Source organism: Pseudomonas mucoides (genome assembly GCF_015461845.1).
In the GTDB taxonomy this organism is placed as follows: Bacteria; Pseudomonadota; Gammaproteobacteria; order Pseudomonadales; family Pseudomonadaceae; genus Aquipseudomonas; species Aquipseudomonas mucoides.
Genome location: NZ_JACOPW010000002.1, coordinates 545291 through 570455, shown reverse-complemented (window position 1 = coordinate 570455; position 25165 = coordinate 545291). Strand labels below are relative to the sequence as shown.

Annotated in this window: 30 protein-coding genes; 28 read left to right on the top strand and 2 right to left on the bottom strand. The window is 60.1% G+C overall.

What is annotated here, in order from left to right:
- Window positions 1-87: 87 nt before the first annotated feature.
- Window positions 88-198 carry a DUF3606 domain-containing protein gene (locus H8F22_RS33045; protein WP_081743959.1) on the bottom strand — a complete coding sequence of 37 codons (111 nt, stop codon included), beginning with the start codon at window positions 196-198 and terminating at the stop codon, window positions 88-90.
- A 660-nt stretch (window positions 199-858) separates the two neighbouring features.
- On the opposite strand from H8F22_RS33045, the gene H8F22_RS11190 reads away from it, so the two are divergent.
- The 28 genes from H8F22_RS11190 to H8F22_RS11055 all read left to right on the top strand — a co-directional run bounded on the left by H8F22_RS11190 (window position 859) and on the right by H8F22_RS11055 (window position 24029).
- Window positions 859-1194 (top strand): phage holin, lambda family, encoded by a 336-nt coding sequence (locus H8F22_RS11190; protein WP_194940140.1) that lies wholly within the window; start codon window positions 859-861, stop codon window positions 1192-1194.
- Between the two features lie 128 nt (window positions 1195-1322).
- Entirely contained in the window at window positions 1323-1769 is a 447-nt protein-coding gene (locus H8F22_RS11185) for a DUF1737 domain-containing protein (protein ID WP_194940139.1), read from the top strand.
- 157 nt (window positions 1770-1926) lie between these two features.
- The gene (locus tag H8F22_RS11180; protein WP_194940138.1) at window positions 1927-2268 is read left to right on the top strand and encodes a hypothetical protein; all 342 of its coding nucleotides are present in this window, start codon (window positions 1927-1929) and stop codon (window positions 2266-2268) included.
- Window positions 2269-2678: 410 nt separating this feature from the next.
- Window positions 2679-3278 carry a terminase small subunit gene (locus H8F22_RS11175; RefSeq protein WP_194940137.1) on the top strand — a complete coding sequence of 200 codons (600 nt, stop codon included), beginning with the start codon at window positions 2679-2681 and terminating at the stop codon, window positions 3276-3278.
- Between the two features lie 3 nt (window positions 3279-3281).
- Window positions 3282-5312: a phage terminase large subunit family protein gene (locus tag H8F22_RS11170; RefSeq protein ID WP_194940136.1), complete on the top strand. Its 2031-nt coding sequence runs from the start codon at window positions 3282-3284 to the stop codon at window positions 5310-5312.
- 50 nt (window positions 5313-5362) lie between these two features.
- Entirely contained in the window at window positions 5363-5569 is a 207-nt protein-coding gene (locus tag H8F22_RS11165; protein WP_027923826.1) for a phage head-tail joining protein, read from the top strand.
- Window positions 5569-7053: a phage portal protein gene (locus tag H8F22_RS11160; RefSeq protein ID WP_194940135.1), complete on the top strand. Its 1485-nt coding sequence runs from the start codon at window positions 5569-5571 to the stop codon at window positions 7051-7053. Before H8F22_RS11165 ends, H8F22_RS11160 begins: the two co-directional genes overlap by 1 nt.
- Window positions 7050-8207, top strand: a complete 1158-nt coding sequence (locus tag H8F22_RS11155) for a head maturation protease, ClpP-related (RefSeq protein ID WP_194940134.1) — start codon at window positions 7050-7052, stop codon at window positions 8205-8207. Before H8F22_RS11160 ends, H8F22_RS11155 begins: the two co-directional genes overlap by 4 nt.
- The gene (locus H8F22_RS11150) at window positions 8204-8548 is read left to right on the top strand and encodes a head decoration protein (protein ID WP_123431801.1); all 345 of its coding nucleotides are present in this window, start codon (window positions 8204-8206) and stop codon (window positions 8546-8548) included. The genes H8F22_RS11155 and H8F22_RS11150 overlap by 4 nt, the downstream gene beginning before the upstream one ends.
- Before the next feature lie 62 nt (window positions 8549-8610).
- Window positions 8611-9606 (top strand): major capsid protein, encoded by a 996-nt coding sequence (locus tag H8F22_RS11145; RefSeq protein ID WP_194940133.1) that lies wholly within the window; start codon window positions 8611-8613, stop codon window positions 9604-9606.
- Window positions 9607-9608: 2 nt separating this feature from the next.
- Entirely contained in the window at window positions 9609-9923 is a 315-nt protein-coding gene (locus tag H8F22_RS11140) for a head-tail joining protein (RefSeq protein WP_027923831.1), read from the top strand.
- Window positions 9920-10552 (top strand): phage tail protein, encoded by a 633-nt coding sequence (locus H8F22_RS11135; protein ID WP_194940132.1) that lies wholly within the window; start codon window positions 9920-9922, stop codon window positions 10550-10552. Before H8F22_RS11140 ends, H8F22_RS11135 begins: the two co-directional genes overlap by 4 nt.
- A complete protein-coding gene (locus H8F22_RS11130; RefSeq protein WP_194940131.1) occupies window positions 10545-11108 on the top strand; it encodes a hypothetical protein in 564 nt (187 codons plus the stop codon). Before H8F22_RS11135 ends, H8F22_RS11130 begins: the two co-directional genes overlap by 8 nt.
- Complete coding sequence (locus H8F22_RS11125; RefSeq protein ID WP_194940130.1) at window positions 11075-11635, top strand: phage baseplate assembly protein V; 561 nt, start codon at window positions 11075-11077, stop codon at window positions 11633-11635. Before H8F22_RS11130 ends, H8F22_RS11125 begins: the two co-directional genes overlap by 34 nt.
- A 61-nt stretch (window positions 11636-11696) precedes the next feature.
- Window positions 11697-11918, top strand: coding sequence for a hypothetical protein (locus H8F22_RS11120; protein ID WP_194940129.1), 222 nt, complete (start codon window positions 11697-11699; stop codon window positions 11916-11918).
- A gap of 13 nt (window positions 11919-11931) precedes the next feature.
- On the top strand, window positions 11932-12258 hold the full coding sequence (locus H8F22_RS11115) for a GPW/gp25 family protein (protein WP_043302559.1): 327 nt from the start codon (window positions 11932-11934) through the stop codon (window positions 12256-12258).
- Window positions 12255-13133, top strand: coding sequence for a baseplate assembly protein (locus H8F22_RS11110; RefSeq protein ID WP_194940128.1), 879 nt, complete (start codon window positions 12255-12257; stop codon window positions 13131-13133). The genes H8F22_RS11115 and H8F22_RS11110 overlap by 4 nt, the downstream gene beginning before the upstream one ends.
- A gap of 1 nt (window position 13134) precedes the next feature.
- Window positions 13135-13746 carry a phage tail protein I gene (locus tag H8F22_RS11105; protein ID WP_194940127.1) on the top strand — a complete coding sequence of 204 codons (612 nt, stop codon included), beginning with the start codon at window positions 13135-13137 and terminating at the stop codon, window positions 13744-13746.
- Window positions 13739-15790 (top strand): phage tail protein, encoded by a 2052-nt coding sequence (locus tag H8F22_RS33040; RefSeq protein ID WP_194940126.1) that lies wholly within the window; start codon window positions 13739-13741, stop codon window positions 15788-15790. Before H8F22_RS11105 ends, H8F22_RS33040 begins: the two co-directional genes overlap by 8 nt.
- The gene (locus tag H8F22_RS11095; RefSeq protein ID WP_194940125.1) at window positions 15790-16272 is read left to right on the top strand and encodes a phage tail assembly chaperone; all 483 of its coding nucleotides are present in this window, start codon (window positions 15790-15792) and stop codon (window positions 16270-16272) included. Before H8F22_RS33040 ends, H8F22_RS11095 begins: the two co-directional genes overlap by 1 nt.
- Before the next feature lie 136 nt (window positions 16273-16408).
- Entirely contained in the window at window positions 16409-17572 is a 1164-nt protein-coding gene (locus tag H8F22_RS11090) for a phage tail sheath subtilisin-like domain-containing protein (RefSeq protein WP_027923837.1), read from the top strand.
- 12 nt (window positions 17573-17584) lie between these two features.
- Window positions 17585-18088 (top strand): phage major tail tube protein, encoded by a 504-nt coding sequence (locus tag H8F22_RS11085; RefSeq protein WP_027923838.1) that lies wholly within the window; start codon window positions 17585-17587, stop codon window positions 18086-18088.
- An 11-nt stretch (window positions 18089-18099) separates the two neighbouring features.
- Window positions 18100-18408: a phage tail assembly protein gene (locus H8F22_RS11080; protein WP_123431790.1), complete on the top strand. Its 309-nt coding sequence runs from the start codon at window positions 18100-18102 to the stop codon at window positions 18406-18408.
- 141 nt (window positions 18409-18549) lie between these two features.
- A complete protein-coding gene (locus H8F22_RS11075) occupies window positions 18550-20898 on the top strand; it encodes a phage tail tape measure protein (RefSeq protein ID WP_194940124.1) in 2349 nt (782 codons plus the stop codon).
- 9 nt (window positions 20899-20907) lie between these two features.
- Entirely contained in the window at window positions 20908-21765 is an 858-nt protein-coding gene (locus tag H8F22_RS11070; RefSeq protein WP_194940123.1) for a phage tail protein, read from the top strand.
- A complete protein-coding gene (locus tag H8F22_RS11065; protein WP_194940122.1) occupies window positions 21740-21946 on the top strand; it encodes a tail protein X in 207 nt (68 codons plus the stop codon). Before H8F22_RS11070 ends, H8F22_RS11065 begins: the two co-directional genes overlap by 26 nt.
- Window positions 21947-21998: 52 nt before the next feature.
- Window positions 21999-23033: a phage late control D family protein gene (locus H8F22_RS11060; protein WP_194940121.1), complete on the top strand. Its 1035-nt coding sequence runs from the start codon at window positions 21999-22001 to the stop codon at window positions 23031-23033.
- Window positions 23034-23234: 201 nt separating this feature from the next.
- Window positions 23235-24029, top strand: coding sequence for a DNA adenine methylase (locus tag H8F22_RS11055; RefSeq protein ID WP_194940120.1), 795 nt, complete (start codon window positions 23235-23237; stop codon window positions 24027-24029).
- Between the two features lie 97 nt (window positions 24030-24126).
- Here the strand turns inward: H8F22_RS11055 and H8F22_RS11050 are convergent, their stop codons facing one another.
- Window positions 24127-24984, bottom strand: coding sequence for a TauD/TfdA dioxygenase family protein (locus H8F22_RS11050; RefSeq protein WP_027925342.1), 858 nt, complete (start codon window positions 24982-24984; stop codon window positions 24127-24129).
- Window positions 24985-25165: the final 181 nt, after the last annotated feature.

Below are 25165 nucleotides of genomic sequence, written 5' to 3'. Positions count from 1 at the left end.
CGATCTTCCCAGATATTGGATAGCCTTGAACCAGTTTCGCAGTGATAAATCTGTCCATCGACGACTCACCACGTCGAGCATGTATCATTAGAGTTTTTTTATGCTTTCAAGTTGACTATGGACCGCGCTAGGGGCATCGCCCACCGCTTTCACTGCGGATTTGAGCTCGCTCGTAGTTACGCCGAATTTTTTCCCCAATAATTATGCTCGAAGGTGTCGTTAGCATTGATTCTGATCTCGTCAGAGCCATTTGTGAGATTTCGTTGCTGCATAGGTTCGTCCATGATTCGCTGGGTATGAGGAATAGGATAGCCGAATCGAGGCAGTTTCAATGTTTTTGGGAAGAATTCGCAAAATCGACTGAAATCTTATGTGGTTTTTTGTCTCCGTAGCGTGCATGAGACCCTTCTGATGGCCGTTAGTGATAGCAGGTTTAACGGCTGCTATTGGCCGAATGCCACCTGTCGCCCGCGGCAGCTACGGGGTGATTACTGCCTCTCACGCAGGACTGAATTGCGTAGTTTTCTCTCCATCGTGGTTAAAGAGTGATGAGCAAATTTCTTATGTGAGATGGGCAACGCGAAAGCAAACGTATGGTCGAGTTGGGTGCGATTTTTCATTTTCAGAGGAAAAGCCTTTTCCACGCGGAATAGACCTGCTTTTATAGCAGCGTGTGTTGCTGTGACGCAGCGAGACGCCTTTCAAGAACCCGACCATTGAGTCGGTTTTTTTGTATCCATTTACAAGCCCTGCCATCGAGCAGGGTTTTTTCGTTTTCGGCTCCGCCATACCCATCGCTCCAAGCTGGGAGTGCTGCTGGAGCCGAATCTATTGCGCTCCCGAAAGGGAGAAATTCGGATGACAAACATGCCCGACAAACCAGACACCTGGCTGCTTGCTCTCGCATGGCTGGGGCAGAATGCACCGACGATCTACGCCGGAGCACTGTCGTTTGTGGTGGGTGCCTTGCGCATCATTTACGGCGGTGGCACGCGACGACAGGCACTGCTTGAAGCCTCGCTTTGCACGCTGATCACCATTGGCTTGATTCCGCTACTGGAGTTCTTCGGCTTACCGCAGAACTTTGCAACGGCTGCGGGGGTGTTCATCGGTTTCCTTGGTGTGAAGAAGATTGCCGATCTAGCTGATCGGTTCGCCGACTTCAAGTTTCCTAAATCAAATTCGGCTCCATGAAGCGCTGCCCATGGGTGGTGCCTCTTGTGCTCTTGCTGTGCTATGCCACGACGGGCTAAATCCATTGTGTTGAGTCGGCTGCATGCCAGCCGCTCGCCGCTCAAACATTCAATTTTGAGGTTTAAAGAATGGCCTACACCCAATACGAAACTGTCGTTGCCAACACTCCTGAGGAGGTGACGGCCAAGCTGGCACAGGCCATCTCTGATGGCTGGCAGCCGTACGGTAGTCCTGTCTCCATCACTGAAGGCTTTCAAGTGCTCCAGGCTGTGGTGAAGGGATCGAGCAATGCCGGTGGTGCGCCAGGTGACATCACCTCGGAGAGCATCTCGGACGCCTCGGATGTTGGTAAGGCTGTGCTGGTGAGTGTCGACGCCGCCACCGCTCGTTCTGCTATTGGCAGTGGGACTTCTGACTTCTCGGGTAGCTACAACGACCTGAGCGACAAGCCGGCCATTCCCGTCGAGGGTGATGCCGCGCTGTTGGTCGCAGGCACTGACCTCGTCGCGCATACCTGGTCAGCCAAACTGATCCATGACGAAATTGCCCGTCAGATTGCAGAGATATCCCCATGATCCACAAACAAGGCATCTCGCTGTAATAGGTGATGGTCTAAGTCGACTGCCTCCCTTTCAAACGCACTCAGTGAGCTCAGCAGACGCAGCAGAACCCTATTTCTATTCTCTGGGCTCGCCATCCGGTGAGTCTTTATCGTTTCAAAGAGGTGAGTTGATGAGCCAATCCACGTTCGCTGTATACCTTCCTGATCGTTACACCCCAATTTGCATTGAAGCGGACAGCTTCGTGCATTACGGGGGAGAGCTGGTCTTACACAAAGACGAGCAGATGGTAGGCCGTAGTTCTGATCGTGGTTTTTTGGTTCGTTCTGATCTGGTTCGGGAGCACACCCTAAGCGATGATCTAATGCCGGGGCAGCCAGAAGGGCTGGTCGCTTCGGCTGAAACTATCGATTTCCAATATAAGCCAGCAATTGTCTGGCCATTTACAGCTGGGCTGGCGTTCGGGCTTCTTGTTGGCATCGGCACGTCGGTCGCTTTGCTTGGGCGGCTGTGAAGCGACGCCATTCGGCATGCGCTGGGGACCCTGGCAACTTCCAAGGAACACGGGGCATAAGACTCGCGCGAACGCGTTAGCGGCACCCCACCAAAGTTAGTTAACTGGTTAACTCCATTGGTTCACTGGGCTGAAAGCCTTGTGGGCTGCGGCTTACAGGGCGGTTAACTTAGGAGTTAACCTGGTTAACTCGACTATCCCCTGATTCGTCTGTAAGCCATGTGGGCCGCGGCCTGCAGAGCGGTTAACTAAGGCAGTTAACCAAGAGTTAACTAAGCGACTGAAAAACCGGCCATGAATTTGGTTGAAAGCCAAGCAGACCGTGGCGTTGAGGTGGTTAACCTAGGAGTTAACCGACTAATTTACTGGGTTAACTCTCGGCCCCGCCGGGTTAACCGTAAGGTATCGACATGACAGCACTCACCAAAGCGGAGTTCGCCACTCGCCAAGGGTGGTCGAAACCCTACGTGTCGAAGTTGGCCAAGGCCGGACGTTTGGTGTTGATGGCCGATGGCATGGTGGATGTCGAGGCTACGGATCGACTCCTGTTCAGCACCGCGGATCCGAGCAAAGCCAACGTGGCGGCGCGGCACGAGCGTGAACGAATTCAGCGCAGGCCGGAAGGAAATACCCCGGCCTCTCACATCGAATACGAACCACCAACCACTGTTCCACTCCAGGCGCCTTTGCCTGTCGAAGGCATCCCGGACTTTCAGGAGTCTCGTGCCTACCGCGAATTTTATGAGTCACGCCTGACCGAGAGCGAGTTTCACAAAAATCGCGGCGCTCATGTTGAGTTGGAGGCCGTTAAAACGGCGGCGTACACGACGGGGCGGATGTTACGGGATCTGTTGCTCGGCATGCCGCCACAGCTGGCACCCGAATTGGCGGCCATGAGTGATCATTGGCAAATCGAGAAGCACCTCACTGCCGCATTGCGCCGGGTGCTGGATGATGCAGAACGGATGGCCTCGACAGACCTCATCCATTCTTTGACTGCAGCGAGTTAATCCATGTCAGCGGAAATGCCCGACGGTGCAGCGGTGTACCGGGAGGCGTACTTTCGCGGGCTGCGACCCGAGCCGGATGTCTGGATCGATCAGTGGGCTGACGAGTTCATGCGCATTCCGCGTGATGCAGGGGCTGCCGAACCTGGGCAGTACCGCACAGCGCGAACACCCTATGCCCGCGAGCCCATGCGTTGCCTTTCGCCGGCACATCCGTGCAAGCGCGTGGTGACCATGGTGGCTTCGCAGTTGATGAAAACCCAGATCGCCTTGAACTGGATTGGCGGTCTGATCCATATGGCACCGTCGAACATTCTCACGCTATTGCCCAGCCTGGGATTGGCCAAGCGAGTCTCGTCGCGCATCGGCAAGACCATCAAGGCCACTCCGGTGCTACGCGAACGGGTGGCGGCGAACCGTTCGCGTGATGCACGCAACACCATGGACACCAAAGAGTTCGAGGGTGGTTCGTTGTATGTCACCACCGCCGGCTCGGCGGCGAACCTGTCGGAGTTGTCGGCCCGTTATATCTACGGCGATGAAGTGGATCGCTGGGTTGTGGACGTGGGCGAGGAGGGCGACCCGATTGAGCTGGCTGAAACCCGGGGCAGTACGTTTGGCCGTAACGCCAAGTTTTACTTTTCCAGTTCGCCGACGATCAGAGGGGCTTCGCGTATTGCCGATCTGTTCGAGACCAGCGACCAGCGTTTTTACTACGTGCCGTGCCCGACTTGCGGGCACATGCAAGTCTTGGAATGGGAGCGCTTGCATTACTCGGCGGATTGCCAACTGGCGCACTACGAGTGCGCCGGGCCCGACTGTGACGTGCTGATCGAAGAACATCACAAGGGCGAGATGTTGACCAAGGGCGAGTGGCGCGCGCATTCCACAGGTGATGGCGAAACCGTCGGCTTCAACCTCAATGCGTTGTACTCGCCTCCCGGCTGGACCGGTTGGGCATCACTGGCCAAGCAGTTCGAGAAGGCCAAAACCGCCATGTCTCGCGGCGATTTGGAACCCATGCAGGTGTTCTACAACACCCGTCTGGCGAAGGTTTGGGACAGTGCCCAGGAGCAAACCAAAGCGGACGTCTTGATGGCGCGGGCACGCCTGGAAAGCTATGGGCTGGGTTCGATGCCGTTTGCTGTGTTGATGCTCACGGCTTCGGTGGATGTCCAAGCCAACCGGCTGGAGTTCATGGTGGTCGGTTGGGGCGCCGGCATGGAGCGTTGGATCATCGACTACCAGGTGATCTGGGGCGATCCGTCCGACGACCGCACCTGGTCGGTGCTCGATGACAAACTCAAGGCGCGTTACCCCCACCCGTGTGGTGTGGAGCTGACGATCCGGGCGGCCGGCATCGACTCCGGTGGTAACCACACCGACGAGGTTTACCAGTTCTGCCGGCTGCGGCGTTGGCGCAACATCTTCGCCGTCAAGGGCGCGAGCAAGCCGGGTCGACCGGTCATTGCGCAGCGGCCATCGATGATGGATGTCACTTGGAAAGGTCAGACCGAACGAAAGGGCGTCGAGCTGTGGTTCGTCGGCACTGACACCGCCAAAGATTGGATCTACAACCGCTATCCAGTGGAGGACGGTCCCGGTGCATTGCACTTTGCCAACGATCTGCCGGATGACTTTTTTGCCCAGTGCGTCGCCGAGCGCAAGGTGACCCGATACGTCAAAGGCTACAAAAAAATCGAGTGGGTCAAGGGCAAGGCGGAGCGCAACGAGGCCCTCGATTTGATGGTGTACAGCCTGGCGATGGCGCATTACCTGGGGCTGAACCGCTACAAGGAACACGACTGGGAGCGGGTGAGAAATGCGCTGTTTCAAGCGGCGCCACCGGGCGAGAAACCCATCGCGGTCGAACGTGTCCGCGATCCGGCGACATCACGACAGCAACCGGCAGATCAGGTACCGACACCGGCTGATCCCGTACCGCCACCGACCAAGCCGGCCGCGGCACCGGTGCTGATTGCACGGCCCCCACAGCGTCGAAGCTCCAGCAGCGGCTACCTAAAAAAACGACGCTGAGTGAAATCGCGTTGCACACCCCGTTGCCTTTTTACTTTAGAGCGATCCCCATGGCCTTTACCCAACAGCAACTCGATGCGGTCGAGAAGGCAATCGCGCGCGGCGAAAAAATCGTGCGCTATGCGGATCGAAACGTCGAGTACCGCGACATCGACGAACTGCTCAGGGCACGAGACGAAATTCGCAGCTCGCTGATCGCGGCGGCCGGTCCTCGGTCGCGCATCGTGCGGCTTTATCATGGAGGCAAGGGACTGTAATGGCTCGTCACTTTCCCACATTGGGCCGCAGCGGTTTCCTGCTCCCCTCAAACATCAAGGCCAGTTACGAAGGGGCCGCCGAAGGGCGTCGTTCCGCGAGTTGGGATGCACCTGACGCCGGCTTCAACAGCATTGCCATTCCGGCATTGCGCAACCTGCGCTCACGTTCCCGGGCGGCGGTGCGCAACGACCCGTACGCCTTCAACGTCATCGATAAACGGGTCAGCAATCTGATCGGCACCGGCATCACGCCGCGGCCGAAAACCCAGGACGATGAACTTCGGCACCTGCTGCAGGAACTCTGGGCCGATTGGGCCGAAGAGTCAGATGCCGATGGTCTGACTGACTTCTACGGACAACAGGCACTGATCGCGCGGACCGTGGAAACGGCCGGTGAATGTTTTATCCGCTTTCGTCCGCGCAGCCTCGACGAAGGCTTGGTAGTGCCGTTGCAACTTCAGGTGCTGGCCCCGGAATTTGTACCGCACGACAAGTTCGAGGCCGCGCGCAACGGCAATGTTATCCGCGCCGGGATCGAGTTCACTCCGGACAGCCGTCGGGTAGCGTATTGGATGTACCGTTCGCATCCCGGAGATGCCTCGTCCTTGAACAGTGGCTACAACCAGCTGGTGCGGGTGCCGGCCAGCCAGGTGCTGCACATTTTTGAACCGGTCGAACCGGGACAGTTACGCGGCTTGCCACGCTTGTCGCCGGTCCTCAAACGCTTGCGCAGCCTGGACAATTACGACGATGCGGTGCTGTTCCGTCAGGAGGTGGCGAATCTGTTCGCCGGCTTCATCAAAAAGCCATCGCCGGATGACATCCAGACTCCAGTGGACCCGGTGACCGGTGCGCCGTTGAACCTTGCCTCGGATGGATTCACGCCCATGGTCGCCCTGGAGCCCGGGACGATGCAGGAGCTGTTACCGGGCGAGGAGGTTGAGTTTTCCACGCCACCGGACGCGGGTAACAACTACGCGGACTTCATGCGTCAGCAACTGATGGCCGCGGCCGCCGGTGCCGGGATGCCCTACGAAATTCTCACGGGCGACATGCGCGGGGTGAATGACCGCGCACTGCGCGTGGTACTCACTGAGTTCCGGCGTCGCCTGGAGCAACTGCAATTTGGTGTGTATGTGCACCAGTTGTGTCGCCCGGTGCGGGCCGCTTGGATGGACATGGCGGTGCTCAGTGGCGCCGTGCTGTTGCCGGACTATGCCCAGCGCCGACGTGAGTACCTGCGCACGCGCTGGGTGCCACAGGGTTGGGCCTATATCCATCCGGTTCAGGATGTTCAGTCCCGCACGATGGAAGTCAACGCCGGCTTCGCCTCGCGCAGCGAGATGGTCTTGCGCACCGGTTATGACGCCGAAACGGTGGACGAAGAAAACGCCGCCGATGCCGAGCGGGCTCGGGGCAAAGGTCTTAATTACAGCACGCTCGTCGAACTGCTTCAGGCGCTCGACGACCAGGAGCAAACATGAGCAAAAAAGCGACTCCGCGCATTTACAACAGGGCCGGCCAACAGGTGCCAGTGCAGGACAAAAGCTGGTACGCCGTGCACGCCAGCGGCGAAGCCACCGAGCGCGTGATCGAAGTCTTTGTGTATGGCGAGATCGGTACCTGGGGCATTACCGCCAGTCAGTTCATGCAGGATCTGCGCGCCGTCGATGACGGCGTGTCACCGGTCATCGCGGCGTTTAACAGTATCGGCGGCGACCTGTTCGACGGGTTGGCCATGCACAACACCTTGTCGCGGTTGGGCGAACGGTGCACGGCACGGATTGATGCCTTGGCCGCGAGCGCGGCCAGTGTCGCGGTGTGCGGTGCCCACAAGGTGGTGATCGCGTCGAACGCGATGTTGATGATTCACAACCCGTGGACCTATGCGGCGGGCGATGCCGACAGCTTTCGCAAGGTGGCCGATGTCCTCGATCAAACCATGGAAGCGATCATCGCGGCCTACAAGGCCAAGGCACCGAACATCGATGAGGCGGAATTACGAGGTTTGGTGGCTGCCGAAACCTGGTTGACCGCCAATGAGGCGGTGGCACTGGGGCTGGCCGATGAAGTGGGCGACGGGGTACAGGTCAAGGCGTGTCTGGGGCAGGGCGGAGTGATGCAGCGATACCAGCACACCCCAGCTGCATTGCTGGCTCAGCTCGATGAACCTGCAGAAACCGATCCAAAGCCCGACCCCGAACCCATCGAACCGCCCGCACCACCGCTGCCGGACGCCGCCAAGCTGGCGTTGTTGATCACTCAGCGTTGTGCTGAATCAGGGATCAGCAATCTTGTCGCGCCGTTGCTCAGTTCGACCCAGCTTGAAAGCGAAGAGATCGTCCTGGCAGGGCTAACCCGAGCCAAGGCGGTGCATGACCTGTGTGTCGCGGCTCGTCTGCCAGAGCTTAGCGTCGATTACGTGGCAGCGGGGTTGGATGAGCCCGCGGTGCGGGCGCGGCTGTTCGACAAGATCGTCAGCAGCGGCAACGGTTTCGAAATTGACAATAGCGTGCCCCTCGACGATGACCCTGCACCGAAGGTGCAGGCGAAACAACCCAATCCTTCTTCGATCTGGGCCGCCCGTTCGGCGGCCCATGCCGGGCAATCCAACAGTGCAAAAGGAGCACGAGCATGACCGTAAAGTACGAAACGCTACACGCTGGCGAGTTTCTACTCTCCGAAGGGGCCGGGAAGATCTCTCGTGAATCCATTCTGGTGGCCGCTGGCCCCGCATTGAATGCCGGCCAGGTGCTGGGACTGGTCACCGCGACCAATGAGTTTGCGCCTTACGATCCCGTCGCCACCGACGGCACGGAAGTGGCGACGTGCATCCTGTACGGGCCACTGGGCGAATCGACCGAGGAGCGTCGAGCCAGTGCGGTGGTGCGACTGGCCGAGGTCAGCGAGGTGCATTTGACCGGTTTCGACGCTGACGCTGAAGCAGCCTTGGCGGCTCAGTTTGTGATTGCCCGCTAAGTCAGTTCCCTTTTCCCCAACCCCGCCCTGTGCGGGGTTTTGTTTTTCTGGAGAGCCTCTTTATGGCCGATATTGGCATTTTTACCGACGATGTTTTTTCTGTGTCCTCGCTGACGGCGGCGATCAACGAACAGGAATATCTGCCGGGTCGCATCAGCAGCCTGGGGCTGTTTCGCGAGGAAGGCATCAGCACCCTGACCGTCCAGATCGAAAAGGACGGTAATACCTTGGCGTTGGTGCCCGCGGGTGAGCGCGGCACCTCGGGGCTGGTCGTCGGTGCCAGCAAGCGGCAGATGATCCCGTTCAATACCGTGCATCTGCCGCAGCGTTTCACCATCAAGGCCGACGAGATTCAGGGCATTCGCGCCTTTGGTACGACGACCGAACTGCAGGCTGTGCAGGGCGTGGTGAACACCCGCCTGAGCAAAGCCAAGCGTCAGCTCGACGCCACTCATGAATTCCAGCGCATGGGCGCGCTCAATGGCCTGGTGCTGGACGCGGATGGCTCGACGGTCCTGCTGAACATCTATCAGGCGTTTGGTGTGGAGCAACAACGCCTGTCCATGGGCCTGAACGACTCGGCGACGAAGATCCGAGTCAAGTGCGCCGAAGCGCTGGACATGCAAGACGATGAGCTGGGCAGCGTGACCAGCTCGGGCGCGCGAGCCTTCTGTGGCAAGAATTTCTGGAACAAGCTGATCACGCACAAATCGGTTGAGGAAACCTACCTCAATACGATCCAGGCCGCGGAATTGCGTGGCGATGCGCGGGACAGTTTCGAGCTGGGTGGCATCGTCTGGGAGCGCTACCGGGGGCGCATCGCTGGCGTATCGTTTATCCACGACGATCAGGCGTTATTGATTCCTGAAGGCGTGCCGGAGCTGTACATCTCCTGCTTTGCCCCTGCGGACTACATGGAGACCGCCAATACCCAAGGCCTGCCGTATTACAGCAAGCTGGAACCACTGCCGTTCAACAAGGGCATGGCCGGCGAAGCCCAGTCCAACCCATTGCACCTGTGTACGCGTCCGCGGGCGCAGATCCTGCTGACGCTCTGATCATGGCCTTTCGAGAGCTGGTCGCGGAAATCGACAGCGTGGTGTTCGACACCCTGGCCGACGTTGGCTACATCGAAGGTCGGCGGGTGCTGGGCATGTTTTCGGCACCCTGGTTGCAACCCAAGATCGGTCGCTTGAACACCGGTCTGCGCGAGCCGTGTTTTCACATTCGGGTCGCCGATGCCGCGGGCGTGGAAAAAACGCAAACGGTGCTCATCGAGTTGCCCGCCCTGGACGGCGGTGGCGAGTACACCCTGACGCACCTGGAACCAGCGGGTGATGGGCTGGTGGCCTTGTCGCTGAGGTTAAAAGCATGAGTGCTGTGCCGGTGTCGCTGCAGCTTTCGGCTGACGATGTGCAGGCTTTTGAACAACTGGCCAAGGTGATGCCCAAGGCCGTGGCCGCGGCGCAACGACGGGCGATTAACAAGACGTTGGGGTGGCTGGCCACCCACATGGCGCGCGATGTCAGCAAGCAGGAGCGGATTGCCGTGCGGGCAGTGCGGCAGCGTCTGCGTTGTTATCCCATCAAAGGCCAGGGGCAACCGGGCAAACTTTGGTTCGGCACCAACCCAATGGACGCCAGCCGGGTAGGGAATCCCCGTCAGGGCAAGGCTGGTGTCTCGGTGGCGGGACGACGGTATCAGGGCGCTTTTTACAAGCGTGTGTATGGCAACAAGGCGGATATCTGGATTCGTACCTCCAGCAAACATTTCAACCCGGACGACTATCCCGGCGGCGCATCCGCGGCTGGGGGTTCAAGCTCGGGCTGGATCGCGGAAAACGACAATCGTTTTCCACTGGCCAAGGCCAAGGTTACGCTCGAAGACGCCGAAGAGCCTTTTTACACCTGGGCCAACAAAGCCGATGAGCGCCTGCTGATCGTATTCAAGCAGGAAATGAACTTTGAACTGCATAAGTACCTGAAGGGGAGCGCCCGTGTCTGATCCTGAATTTTCGCTGGACGCGCTGTACGCCGCCATCGAGGAACACCTCCGTCAAGCGCTGCCCTCTGTGCGATTTGTCGCGACCTGTCCAGACATTCAGGACCGGGTGGCGCTGCCGGCGGTGTTCCTGGAACCGGTGGAGTTTGAGCCCGGGCAAGACATCGGTACCGGTGAAACGGTGCTGGTCCAACGTTTTGAAGCGCGAATTATTGTCGCGCCCGAGTTGGCCCGGCATCAGCAACTCGGTGCCCAATTGGCGGCGCAAATAGCAATCCTCCTTCGGGGGCAGACCTGGGGTCTGGACAATGTCGAGCAGGCGCAATTCGTGGCTTCGCGCCAAGACTGGACCAAGCCCGAACTGGATGGCTACACCGTGTGGATGGTGGAATGGACCCAGCAGATCTATCTCGGTGAGGTTGAATGGTTATGGCCAGTTGAGCCTCCGGGCACCCTGTATCTAAACGTTGACGGCTGCACCGGTACCGGCAATGAAGATCACTACTTTCAGCCGGAGGATTTGGCATGGGATACGCCAGCGCCGAACACGACCGGATAATCGCCGCCATGCTGATGCCCTGCGTAGTGGTCGGCGTCGATCTAATGGCCGGGAGAGTGCGGGTCAAGGCCGGTACTTGGGTCAGTGCCTGGGTGCGTTGGCACAGTCTGGCGGCGGGCAAGGCCCGTCATTGGCGCGCGCCGAGCCTGAATGAGCAGGGCGCGCTGTTCAGCCCGAGCGGTGATCCGGCCATGGGCACCTTTATCCCGGGGCTGTACGGCAACGCTGGGGTGCCGCCGGACAACCGCGATCACGTCGAGGCTTGGTATTTCGACGATGGCGGTTCACTGGTCTACGACTGGCAAGCCGGCAGCTACAGCATCGCGTTACCCGCCGGCAGCAGTGCGACCATCACGGTCGGTGGCTCGCAATTTGAAGTGACGCCGGCGCATGTCCGGGTGACGGCCAGCCAGATCAACTTGGCGGGTGAGGTGAGCATCGACGGTGCGCTGAGCGTGTCCGGCGACATCACCGGCGCCGGCACAATCATGGATGCCGGCGGTAACAGCAACCACCACTCACATTAATTTGACGGCCTAAACATTCAGCCCGCCGTGTGCGGGTTTTTTTATACCCGGAGTAATGCCCATGACAAGCAAAACCAAGGACGTATCAACCGTCAGTGAGGCGCCCGCGCCGGCCACGCTGAGCTTCTTTCGCGACACGCTGTTCACCTCGCGGGTGCTGATCCTGCTGGACGCAGAGCGCACCTTGAAAGTGGAAAAGGGCCAGGTTGTGGTGGCCTCGGATGACACGGTGGCGATCGAGTATTTGCACGGTCGCAAGGACTTTGTCCCGGTCGAGGGCTGATCCAATGATCGGGATGATCGGACTGGACCGCCGTACCGGCCAACTCATTTCCGGCCTCGATCACCTGCGCCAGTCCATCGAGGACATCTTGTCCACGCCCTTGGGCAGCCGGCGCATGCGCCCGGAGTACGGCAGCAAGCTGCGGCGCTTTGTCGACCTGCCGGTCAATGACGGCTGGAAAAGTGCCGTACAGGCCGAGGTGGCCAGCACGCTGGGGCGTTGGGAGCCGCGCTTGAAACTGGGCCGGGTGCGCGCCGTGGCCATTCTCGACGGGCGTATCACCTTTGAACTGACCGGGCAGTACCTGGGCAGCGACGTGACTTTGGAGGTGTCCGCATGACCATGGAACTGGCGGCCTTGCCGCCGCCGCAAGTGCTGGAGGACCTCGACTTTGAGGCGGTCTACCAGGAGAAACTCGAAGCCTTCCGCCTGAGCATGGGCGACAACTGGAGCGCCGAGCTGGAAAGCGATCCGGTGCTCAAGCTGATCGAGCAGGCCGCGTATGGCGCCTTGCAGAACCGGGCGCGAGTCAACGACGCGGGCAAGGCGCTGTTGTTGGCTCATGCCGAGCGGGCCGACCTCGATCACCTGGCTGCCAACGTCAACCTGCAACGCCTGGTGATTCAGGCGGGAGATCCGAGCACCGTGCCGCCGACGCCGCAGGTGCTTGAGGAAGACGATGCCCTGCGCGAGCGGGTGCAGCTGTCGTATGAGGGACTGACCACGGCGGGGCCGCGTAACAGCTACATCCTCCACGCACGCAATGCCTCGGGCCTGGTGGCCGATGCCACGGCGGAAAGTCCGTCACCGGCCGTGGTGGTGGTCACCGTGCTCAGCCTGGAAGGCAGCGGCGCCGCCTCACCGGAACTGCTGGAAGAGGTCCGGCTACACCTCAATGACGAGGACGTGCGGCCGGTGGCCGATCGGCTCACGGTGCAGAGCGCTGTGGTCATCGACTACCTCATTGAAGCGGTGCTGTACCCGCAGGCACCGGGGCCGGAAAACGAAGCCTACCTGGCCGAAAGTGAGAAACGCCTGAGCGAGTGGATCAACCCACGCCGCCGCTTGGGTCTGGAAGTGGCCCGCTCGGGGATCGATGCACAATTGCACATTCCCGGCATCGCCCGGGTCGAGCTGCTGGGCTGGACCGATATCAAGCCGACCAAGGCCGAGGCGGCGTATTGCACCGGCTACAGCGTGACGCTGGGGGCCTGACATGAGCACTCAGTTACCGCTCAACAGCACGCCGCTGGAACTGGCCGTGGAAGCGGCGAATTACGAAAACACGCTGATCCCGCTGCGCAGTTTGTACAACGCCGACACCTGCCCTGAACACCTGTTGCCGTATCTGGCTTCGGCCTGGTCCGTGGACCGTTGGAACAACAACTGGACCCAGGAGGCCAAGCGTACGGCGATCCGTTCGGCGTACGACGTGCACGCGCGCAAAGGCACCATCGGTGCGCTGCGCCGGGTGGTCGAGCCTTTGGGCTACCTGATCGACGTGGTCGAGTGGTTCGGCACCGTGCCGGAAGGCGTGCCCGGCACCTTCGCCCTGGAGGTCGGGCTGAATGACTCGGGCATCACCGAGGAACTGTACGAGGAACTGGCGTGGTTGATCGACGACGCCCGCCCGGTTAGCCGGCACATGACCAACCTGGCGCTCAGTCTGCAGACCGAGGGGGTGCTGGGCATCGCCGTGTGCGTGCAAGAGGGCGAAGAGATCGACGTGTACCCGCCGGCCCCGAAAGACATCGACGTGACCGGCACTTTTGGCCCGGCGCTCTGCGTCGATGAAACCGATACCTTGGACGTTTATCCCTATGATTGATAAGACCAGTCAGTTTTTTGCCATCCTCACCGCCGTGGGCGAAGCCAAGCACGCCAATGCCATCGCCATGGGACAGGACTGGATGTTTACCGAGATGGGTCTGGGCGATGCCAACGGCACCGACCCGATTCCCGACCGTCTTCAAACCCAGTTGATCAACGAATGGCGCCGGGCGCCGATCAATCAGATCCGCGTCGATCCGGCCAACCCCAACACCGTAATCACCGAGCAAATCATTCCACCGGAAGTTGGCGGTGAGTGGATTCGCGAGATCGGCCTGTACGACGTCGACGGCGATCTGGTGGCGGTGGCCAACTGTGCGCCGAGCTATAAACCGTTGCTCGACCAGGGCAGCGGCAAGACTCAGGTCGTGCGGATGAATTTCATCGTCAGCAGCTCCGCGAACATCGTGCTGAAGATTGACCCAGCCGTCGTGCTGGCCACGCGTGAATACGTGGACCTCAAGATTCAGGAGGAACTGGCCAAGCTGGATCACAAACAATCCGCGCGGGTGGCGGCGACCGCCGCCATTACCCTCAGCAATCTGCAGACGGTCGATGACGTGGCTGTGGCCACCGGTGACCGAGTGCTGGTCACCGCTCAGGCGCTGGCACAGGACAACGGGATCTATGTCGCCAGCGCCGACAGCTGGACGCGGGCCGCTGATGCTGACAACAGTCCGGAAGTGACCCCGGGGTTGTTCATCCATGTGGAGCAGGGCACGGTCAATGGCGACAGCCTCTGGCAGTTGGTCACCGACGCGCCGATCAACCTCGGTACCACCAGTTTGCAGTTCGACATGATCGCGGGTGGCAGTGGGGCAGGCGTAGGCACCTTTCGCAGTGTCACCGTCGATGCCCTCGGGCGGGTGGTCGCGGGTACCAACCCGACCACCCTGGACGGCTACGGCATCACCGATGCTTTGCCCATCGACGGAACCGCGGTGGCGGCCACCCAACTGGAAACAGCGCGCACGCTGAGCGTATCCGGGGCGGCCAGCGGCAGCGCGACGTTCGATGGCACCGACGATGCTGACATAGCGATCACGTTGGCCGACAGCGGTGTCGTCGCGGGTAGCTATTCCACCGTTACCGTTGACGCTAAAGGTTTGGTGACGGGTGGTGAGCAACTGACAGGTGATGACCTAGGGCTGGGAACGGCCGCGTACCACAATGCTCAAAATGATTTACACGATGAAACGCCGGATGCGCTGATGAAGGTCGGAGCGTTCGGCTGGGGCGGTGTCGCCTATTCGGTCGGTGATGTGGACATCGGCGGTCTGAACACGGCGTCAGCTCTCTATTACGTCTCTAATGCTACGGGTGCGCCAGGTGGCGGGCTCTATGAGGGGTGGGTTCGCGTTTCGGTGATTACACCGGGCCAATACGCCTTTCAAGAGATTTATGGGTTTAACGACCCAACTCTATACCGCCGGGCCTTGATTGCCGGTGTTTGGGACGAATGGGAAACCGTCTGGGATACATCAAATTTTGACCCTGCCTTGTACGCAGCGCTGAGTGCTCCGGCTTTCGTCAATGGCATACAGGTTTCCGGTCACGCCAACCTCTTGAACACGGCAAACGTTGGCACTGACATATCTATCGGAGGTACGGCTTACGCGGCGGGCGTGTTGTCCTACGGCAACATTACAGCCAACGCAGGACTTTACGCCGGTGGCGGTTGTTATTCCGGCTCCGGTGTTGCCATGTTTGGCACTGATGGCAACAGTTACGGGCCAATTTGGGGCGGCTATTTAAGTAGCTGGATCGCCGCCAACTATATCGCTTACTGGAATTTGATGTCCCAAATAGCCGCGCAACCGATCGGCGGCGTGGGCACCTATGGGATGTTTATTGTTGTTAAGAATATAAACTCGGGCGCAATACCACCGGGAACATTAGTGGAAGGGGGGTATCTGGGTTGGTCAAACGCGGGTGGCGAGAACTACGGGGCTCCCGGCGGTACTTGGATGGTATGCGGGGGCGTTTCAAATAGTTCTGCGGGAAATGTCTTTTCAACAACTATTTGTAAAAGGGTCGCTTAATGCTTGGCGAAGTTATTGAACCACACGTTATTCCTGAATTTGTTCCACCGGATATACCACCGCCACCTGAGCCACCTGCACCGTGGGTTTATGAAGTCAAAAACCTGAAGCAGTTTAAGGATGGGGCTATTGACTGTGAAGTTCTTCACGAAGTGTACGGTTGGATTCCATTTACGGCAGTTCCAGGTGATGACGCTCCGGCCACTGTAGCGGTATTCAATTATATTGAGGAATACAGCGTCGATGTTGGTGCCCTGACAGTAAGCCCCGCAATCGCTGTCCATGCTGAACATGCTGAGCGTTCGTGGCGTGATCAAGAGCTGACAGTTGCGGACGTGGAACTGCTGAAAGCTGAGGACGGTGATCCTGCTTTTGTGAGTACGCCTGCGCAGTGGCGGCAGTACCGCGTGGACCTTCGCAACTGGCCCCAGTCGCCAGACTTTCCGGATTCCACCCTGCGTCCAGTGAGGCCGACCGCTTAACGATTACATGGCCGGATAAACCGGATCAGCAGACCCGCTGACGCCCCGCATTGCCGGGGCGTTTCCTTTTCGATTATGCGTCACGTCCCTCATAGCCTCGCTTAAGCGGGGCTTTTTCGTTTTGGAGTATCACTCAATGAGTTTCTTTCACGGCGTCACCGTGACCCTGGTGGACACCGGGGCACGCCACATCGCCACCCCGTCCGCGTCGATCATCGGCCTGTGCAACACCTTCACCGTGGGCCCGCCGGCCACTGCCGCTGCCAATGAATTGCTGCTGATCACCCGCGAAAGCGAGGCAGTCGCGGCGTGGGGGCCGGACGCCGCGATCACCAAGGACTGTAAGGCTATTTTCAAGCGGGCCAAGGCGGTGATTGTCGCCGTCGGTGTGCCGTTGCTGGACGACGCGGCCGAGCAACTGTCCGCGATCATCGGCGGCGTTTGGGCCGACGGCACCCGTACCGGCATGCAGGCGTTGCTCAACGGCAAAAGCAAGTTCAACGCCCAGCCGCGATTGTTGGTGACGCCGGGGTACTCGTCGACACTGGCGGTGGGCACCGAGCTGGTGGCGTTGGGCGACAAGATGCGCGCCATGGCCATCATCGACGGGCCGAACACCACCGACGAAGCGGCGATTGCCTATGCCGCCAATTTCGGCAGCAAACACGCTTATATGGTCGATCCGGGCGTGCAGTTCTGGGACACCACGACCAGTGCCACGATCAACGCGCCGGCTTCGGCCTGGACTGCTGGCCTGTTTGCCTGGACCGATGCCACCTACGGTTTCTGGGCCTCGCCGTCGAACAAGGAGTTTGTCGGCATCACCGGCACTACGCGTCCGATCGAGTTTCTCGACGGCGATCCTTCCTGTCGGGCCAACGTGCTGAATAACGCGAATATCACCACGATCATTCGTGATGACGGCTATCGCTTGTGGGGCAACCGCACGCTGTCCAGCGACGCGAAATGGAAGTTCGTCACCCGCGTGCGCACGCTGGACATCGTCATGGACGCCATCCTCTACGCACACAAGTGGGCGGTGGACCGCTCAATCACCGCGACCTACGTCAAGGACGTGACCGAAGGCCTGCAGGCGTTCATGCGCGACCTGAAGAATCAGGGCGCAATCATCAACTTCGAGGTGTATGCCGACGAAGAGCTGAACACTTCCAGCGAACTGAGCGACGGCAAGGTGTACTGGAACATCCGTTTCACCGATGTGCCGCCGGCCGAAAACCCGAACTTCCGCGTGGAGGTGACCGATCAGTGGATCACTGAAGTGCTGGACACCGCCGCCTAAGGAGGCCGCTTTATGATTCCGGAAGTGCTCTACAACACCAACCTGTTTGTCGACGGTATCAGCCTGCAAGGCGACGTGCCGAGCCTGACCCTGCCCAAGCTGACCCTCAAAACCGACGAGTACCGTGCGGGCGGCATGGACGCGGCGGTCGAGCTCGACGTGGGGATGGAAAAGCTCGAGGCCAGCTTCATCACCAACGGCGTGCGTCGCGAGGTGCTGAAGTTCTTCGGTCAGGCCGATATGACCGGGTTCAACGCGTCGTTTCGGGGGGCCTTCAAGGGCGAGAAAGGTTCGGTCAAGGCGGTGGTTGCCACCCTGCGAGGGGGCCTCAAGGAAGTCGATCCCGGGGACTGGAAAGCGGGCGAAAAAGGTGAGTTCAAGTACGCCGTCGCGGTGACCTATTACAAGCTGGAAATCGACGGCAGCGTAATGTTTGAAATCGATCCCCTTAACTCGATTCGTGTCATTGACGGCGTCGACCAACTGGCCGCCGTGCGGTCTGCCCTGGGCATGTAAGGAGCCACACCATGATTAATGCAAAAGACAACGTCCTGCCCAAGTGGCTGCAACTGGGTGATGGCATTGCCACCGTAGTCCTGTCTCGACCGAGCGAGGCCAACGGTATCAAGGTCGACAAGCTGACCCTGCGCGAGCCAACGGTACGCGAAATGCGCGCCGCCACATTACAGGGCGGTACCAATGAAGAAGAACAGGAAATGGTTCTGTTCTGCAGCCTGGCGAGCATCGGCCGGGGCGATCTGGAGGGGCTGCTAATGCGTGATTACCGTCGTCTGCAGACCGCCTATTTTCGTCTGGGAACAGACGACGGGGTTTAACCCAAAACTGCAAAAAGCCCTGGCCAAACGCTTGGCCGTCGAGCTGAATTTTTCGGCGGCCGAGATTCAGGGGCTGTCGTTTTCCGAGATGGTCTGGTGGCTCACGGACTGAGCCCATCCCGTCGCACGTAGGTGAAAACCATGTCGAACAAACTCTCGCTCGGGCTGGTGATTGGCGGTGCTGTCGATTCATCCCTCGGCGCCGCCTTCAAGAACGTCAGCGGTGAAATGAAAAAGCTCGAGGCGCAAACCACGCGCGCCAAGGGCTTGCAGAAAGTCATCGGCGAGACCATGCGCCTGCGCGAGGAATGGAAAAAAGCCCACGACAGCGGCGCGGCCAATGCCGGCGCCTTGCTCAAAAAGCTGGAAGCCAACACCAGCAGCCTGCGCAAGCAGGGTGTTGAAGTCGGGCGCCTGCGTCAGGAGTACCTGGCGCTGGGCAAGGTGGTGCGCAGTGCCGAGTTCAAGGCCAAAGGTATGGGCCAGGTGCAGGACGGGCAGGAGAGCCTGCGCAGTGGATTCGGTACGGCGGTGGCCGGTACCACCCTGGCGGCCGTGCCGACCAAAATCAGTGCGGACTTTCAGGCGATCATTCGCGACATCGCGATCAAGTCCGGTACCGCGAACACGCAGCAGGAAGTAAACACCGCCCGCGACATTGTCCAGACCTCAAAGGACACCGGTATGGCCAACACCCAAGTGGCCGAGCTGGTGAACCAGTTGGTCGGTGGCGGCATGGATCTGACCGAAGCGCTGAAATACGCTCCGGTGGCCGCCAAGTTTGCGGTCGGGCAGGGCGCTTCGGGTGCCGATACGGCGAAGATGATTCTGGCGATGCAGAACAACGCCAAGATCACCGACCCGCAGAAAATGGAACAGGCTTTGGCCTCGGTCGCCCTGCTGGGTCAGCAAGGCAGCTTCGAGGCGGCCGACATGGCCAAGTGGTTTCCAGAGCTGTTGGCGCAAATGGCCGGCACCGGCATCACCGGCCAGGAGGCGGTCACGCAACTGGGGGCGATGCTGCAGGTGCAGATTAAGAGCGCCGGCAGTGCGGATGAAGCGGCGAACAACCTGAAAAACTGGGTCGCAAAAATCGGTTCGGAGGAAACGGTCAAAGGGTATGCCGATGCCGGGATTGATTATCAGGGCTCGATGAACGCCGCCATTGGCAAGGGCTTGTCGACCTTCGAGGCCAGCTTCGAACTGGCGCGCCGGTATGTGGAAAAGACCGACCCGAAAAAGTCAAAGCAGTTGGATCAGGGGTTGACCCAGATCAGCCAGGAGACGGACCCGGCCAAGGCGCAAGCGATGGCCGATGCCTTGGCCGCCACCCTGCGGACCGGCGATCTGTTTGCCGACATGCAGGTCAAGACCGCCCTGATGGCGTACACCCAGAACAAAAAATTCTACGCGGACCTGAAAAAGGGCGCCTCGGACCCCAGCGGCCCGCGCAAGGACATTCTCGACAAAAACCTGAGCGAACGTCGCGAGAGCTCGTCGCAACGCTGGGCCGAAACCGGTCAAGCGTTCAACGATTCGCTGCGGGCCATTGGTGACGCCCTGCGCCCGGCGACGGATGCGCTGGCCACCGGTATCGCCGGCGCGGCGCGGGGCTTGACCGCGTTGTCCGAGCAAGCGCCCCAAGTGGTGCTGGGCCTGGCGGCAGTGAGTGCCGGGGCATTGGTGCTGGGCAAAGCCTGGGCCACGCTGAAGATTGGCCGGGGCCTGGCCAACATCGCGCGAGGTTCGGCCGGCGACCGGTCCAATATCGTGCAGCGGGTGTTCGTGACCAACGCGAATGACGGCGATGACGACGGGCTGGATCACGGCAAAGAAGGGAAGGGCGGAAAGGGCAAAGGCCCTGCAAGTCGAATGTCCCGTGGCATGAAAGTGGGCGGGGCGCTGGCGGTAGTCGGTGCCGGCGTTCAGGTGGTGGACACTTACCGGCATGCGACCACCCGTGATGAAAAGGCCGAGGGCTACGGTGGCGCGGTGGGCGGGCTCGTGGGTGGCGTGCTCGGCGGCGCGGCAGTCGGTGCTGCTTTAGGCTCTATCGTCCCCGTGGTCGGTACCGCTATCGGCGGGATTATCGGCGGAATGCTCGGTGCGTGGGGCGGGGACGAGATAGGGGCGACGGTAGGCAAGGCACTGTTTGGTGGGCCGGACACGCCGACCAAAGCACCGCTCGGCATCTTGCCCATGTCCGCCGACCAAGGCGTTGGTGCGGTCGTACGCTCGATGGAAAACGCACCGTCCGCGCCGGTTACAGCGGCGGCATTGATGGCAACCCCTGCGGTAAAGGCACCGGAATGGCCGAAGATCGATCAGCAATTCACTTTTGCACCGGCCCCGGTCATTCAGGTGCAGGGCGATGTGAAAGATCCGGCGCAGTTGGCCCAAGCGCTGATGCCGCACCTGCAGCGACAGTTTGAAGACTTTGCCCGAGACGCGCGGGCCCGCCAGTTGTTTGATGCGCCCCATGTGGGTTGAGGAAATGTGATGGCGGATGAAAAAAACTACTTGGAGCACCTGCAGGGTGGCCTGAAGTACATGGTCGATGCCGGCGAGGCCGGGCGCACTGACCTAGAGTCGATGACTGGACCCATGAATGGCGCGCTCAACGAAATCGGCGGGGCGGCGGATGCGCTGGAAGGTTTACCCTTTATCAGCGAAGACCTCAGTGACAAGACCCGACGCCTGCAGAGTGCAATCAACTCGGCGCAGGCCAAGATCGGCAAGGTCGCGAGTTTCTATAACCAGACTCAACGATCCCTGGCGCAGTTCGAGCAGCACTTTTCCGCGCTCACTGAGCAGATTGGCCGCTTTGGCGCGGCGTTCAACAAGGTCGCCGGTAAGGCCAATGCCGCGCTGGGCAATATCTTCCCCACGGAATGGTTTGCCGGTGACATGTCGCCGATTCCCGACGCGGTGAAGCCGTTCCCGCACCTGCTGATCATCTATCCGCTCAAGGCCAACGAGCGGCCGTATTACTTCAACCTGGACACGGCGGCCTTTGACGAGCTGCGCCGGCAGACGTCGTTTCGCTGGGCCGCGCAGGAACGCCTGACCCGGCGCCCGGCGCAGCAGGCCGTGGGTCAGGGCGAGGAGAAAATCACGATCAAGGGTGCGATCTACCCAAGCTACAAAGGCGGGCTGAAGCAACTGGATACGCTGCGCAGCATCGGCGCGAAGTTGCTGCCGCTGAACTTGACCACCGGTTACGGCGAGGTGCTGGGCAACTGGTGCCTGACCAACATCGACGAAGAACAGAGCGCTTTGCTGCCTGGGGCGATCCCGCGCAAGCAAGGCTTTTCACTGGAGTTTGTCCGTTATGGCGATGACTTGCAGAACAGCTGACGGGGATCTACTCGACACCCTGTGTCACCACTATTACGGCCACCTGAACCGCAGCGTCGAAGCGGTGCTGGCGGCCAATCAGGGCCTGGCCGATGAGCCGCAGCCGTTCCGGGCGGGTGTGTTGATCACGCTGCCGGAGTTGGTGATCGAGCCCGACAGTGTGATTTCACTCTGGGATTGATCCCGTTACCCAGCCCGCCGCGTGTGGGCTTTTTCTTGTCTGGGGTGCCGACATGCAACCACTTTTCCGTATCGTCGCCGACGGCGCCGACATCACCAGCTTGATCAATGATCGACTGGTCTCGCTGCAACTGTCCGATCGCCCCGGCATGGCTTCAGATTCGTTTGAGCTGCGCATTGATGACCGCGACGGCGCGGTGTCGCTGCCCGCGCGTGGTGCGAGTATCGAGGTCTACCTGGGGTATGCCGGCGCTGACCTGACGCGCATGGGCCGCTACACCGTGGATGAAGTCGCGGTTTCCGGCCCGCCGGACACGCTGGTGATCAGCGGCAAGGCCAGCGATATGCGCGGCAGCGGCAAGACCACCCGCAGCGGCAGTTGGGAGGACGTCAGTCTGGCGCAGATCGTCGGCGATGTGGCAGCGCGAAATGGCTGGCAGCCGTCGTGCCCGGTCGAAACTCGTGTGCCGCGCATGGATCAGCTCAATGAATCCGATTTCAACTTCATCACCCGCCTGGCCAAGAAACACGACTGCACCGCCAAGGTGGCCGACGGCAAGCTGTTGGTTCTGCCGCGACAAGGTGGGCAGAGTGCGAGTGGTAAGGCTATGGGTGTGATCACCTTGCAACGCAATGACGTGACCCGCTGGCAGTTTCGCTTGAGCGATCGCAGTGCCCATCAGGGCGTCAGCACCCAGTACCAAGACCCGGCCAGCGGTGAATTGATGGTGTCGCACCTGGACAACCCCAACGTGCCCGAGGGCCTGCCGCCGGTGCATACCGACCGCCATCTCTACCCGGACCGCACGGCGGCCGATGAGGCGGCGAAGGCACGCCTGGCGGCGTTCAATCGTTCGACGGCCTCGGTGCGCATCGACCTGTCGGGTCGGACGGACCTGTTTGCCGAATGCATGATCGAGGCGCAGGGATTCAAGCGTGGGCTCGATGGTGAGTATTTGGCGGAGTCGGTCGATCACACCTTCACCCCATCCGGGTGGACGGTGTCGGTGGAATGCAACGGCGGTAAGGAGGGCAAGGCCAAGGCGTCAGGGAAGCCGCAGAAAGTCGTACTAGAAGTGCCAGTTTGATGGCCCGGGCGCGTGAGTTGTCCCAGGTCAACGAGGTTTTAATTTCAAAGTAAAGGAGCGGCCAGGCTGAATGCGTCAACATTCAGCCTGGCCACCGTCCCCGCAGATTGTCCCTGCAAGTCCCGCCAAGGCTCCCGCTCTGTGCACAAAGCGGAGCGAGCCTAGCACCTGTTTATTTATACAGTAAAGGTCTTGCTACCAATGTCTACCCCTATCATCCCTTGGATGGGCGGCAAACGCCGTCTTGCCGATCGCCTCATTCCGCTGTTTCCCCCTCACGAATGCTACGTCGAGGTCTTTGCCGGAGGTGCTGCGCTTTACTTTATGCGACCCCAGGCGGCGCCGGTGGAGGTGCTAAACGACATCAACGGCGACCTGGTGACCCTATACCGCGTGGTGCAGAACCATCTTGAGGAGTTCGTGCGTCAATTCAAGTGGGCGCTCAGTTCGCGTCAGGTGTTTGAATGGCAGAAAATGACCCGCGTTGAAACCCTCACCGACATCCAACGCGCTGCACGATTCTTTTATCTGCAGCACCATGCCTTCGCCGGCAAGGTGTCCGGGCAGACGTTCGGTACCGCCACCACCGGCCCAGCGATCAACCTGCTACGGATTGAGGAAAACCTCTCGGCTGCCTGGCAACGCCTGTCCGGTACCTACGTCGAGAACCTGCCGTGGCTGGAATGTGCCGAACGCTATGACCGTGCCCACACCTTCCATTATATGGACCCGCCGTACTGGCAGACCGCTGGGTATGGGGTGGATTTTCCGTTTGAGAACTACGAGCGAATGGCCGACTTCATGCGCCGCTGCAAGGGCAGGGTGATGGTCAGCATCAACGATCATCCGGACATTCGCCGGGTCTTTGAAGGCTTTCACTTCGAAACGCTGGACATCCGCTACACCACGACGAATCAGCGGCAAGGCAAGGCTGAGGTCAGTGGCGAACTGGTGATCATGAACTGGGAGCCAGCAGCGTTGGGAGGACTATTTTGACGTGACAGCCTAGGTCGTTTCTGCCCATCAAGAGAGGCAGAAAACGACCCAAAGGAGACGCCCAGCAGCGTCTCTGGGGTTTGAACCGGTTGACTGATCAGTAGGGTGTGTCACCGATAATAGCCGCGCGCTCCATCTTGCGATGGCAAGGCGGATAGTCCATCACGGCATAGTGTTGGGTGCAGCGGTTATCCCAAATCGCCACGCTGTTTTTCTTCCAACGCCAGCGCACCTGATACTCAGGATTGTAGGCCTGGCTGATCAGGTACTTGAGCAGGTCGACGCCGGCCTGGTTGTAATCCTGGCCGAAACGGACACGGCCATCCCGGTGGTAATTGACGAAGTGTGTGGCGTAGGCATTGACGAACAGCACCTTCTCGCCGGTTTCCGGGTGGGTGCGCACGACCGGATGCTCAGAATCCGGGTACTGCGCCTTCATCGCCAGGCGCTTTTCCCTGGGCATGGCGGCGGCGAAGGAGGCGTTGAAGCTATGGCTGGCGATCAGGTTGCCAATTTCCTGTTTCACGTCCGCCGGCAGCTTGTCATAGGCCAGCACCATGTTGGCCCACATGGTGTCGCCGCCGACCGGAGGGCATTCGATGCAACGCAGCACCGCGCCCATCGGCGGCGACTCACGCCAGGTGGCATCGCAGTGCCAGGCATTTTCATAGCGGTCCGCCGGGTTCTCGGGGGTCTTGTAGATTTGCACGAGGCCGGGCGCCTCGGGATGGCTGGGCAGCATCGGGTGGGTTTCGAGCTGCCCCATGCGCAGGGAAAAAGCCTCGTGATCGCGACGGGAAAGTTTGTCCAGATCCTGGTCACGCAGGAACAGCACCTTGTGTTTGAGCAGTGCGGCGTAAATTTCGTTGAACATGTCGTCATCGCGCACTGCGTCGCCCAGGTTCACATCGAGCAGTTCCGCGCCGATGGCGCAGGTCAGTTGTTCGACTCGCATTGCGTCTCCATTTACTTGGTCTATGGCCGGGCCGTGGGCGTGACAGGTGAAAGCCATGCCTTGAGTGACGGCGGCGCTTGTTATTGTTGATCCAGTTTTTTGGCTGCGGCGGTATGGGACAGGTGAATCCGCGGGAGGCTGCGGCAGGAGCCGACAGCGATGCCGCGCGCCTATCCTAGTT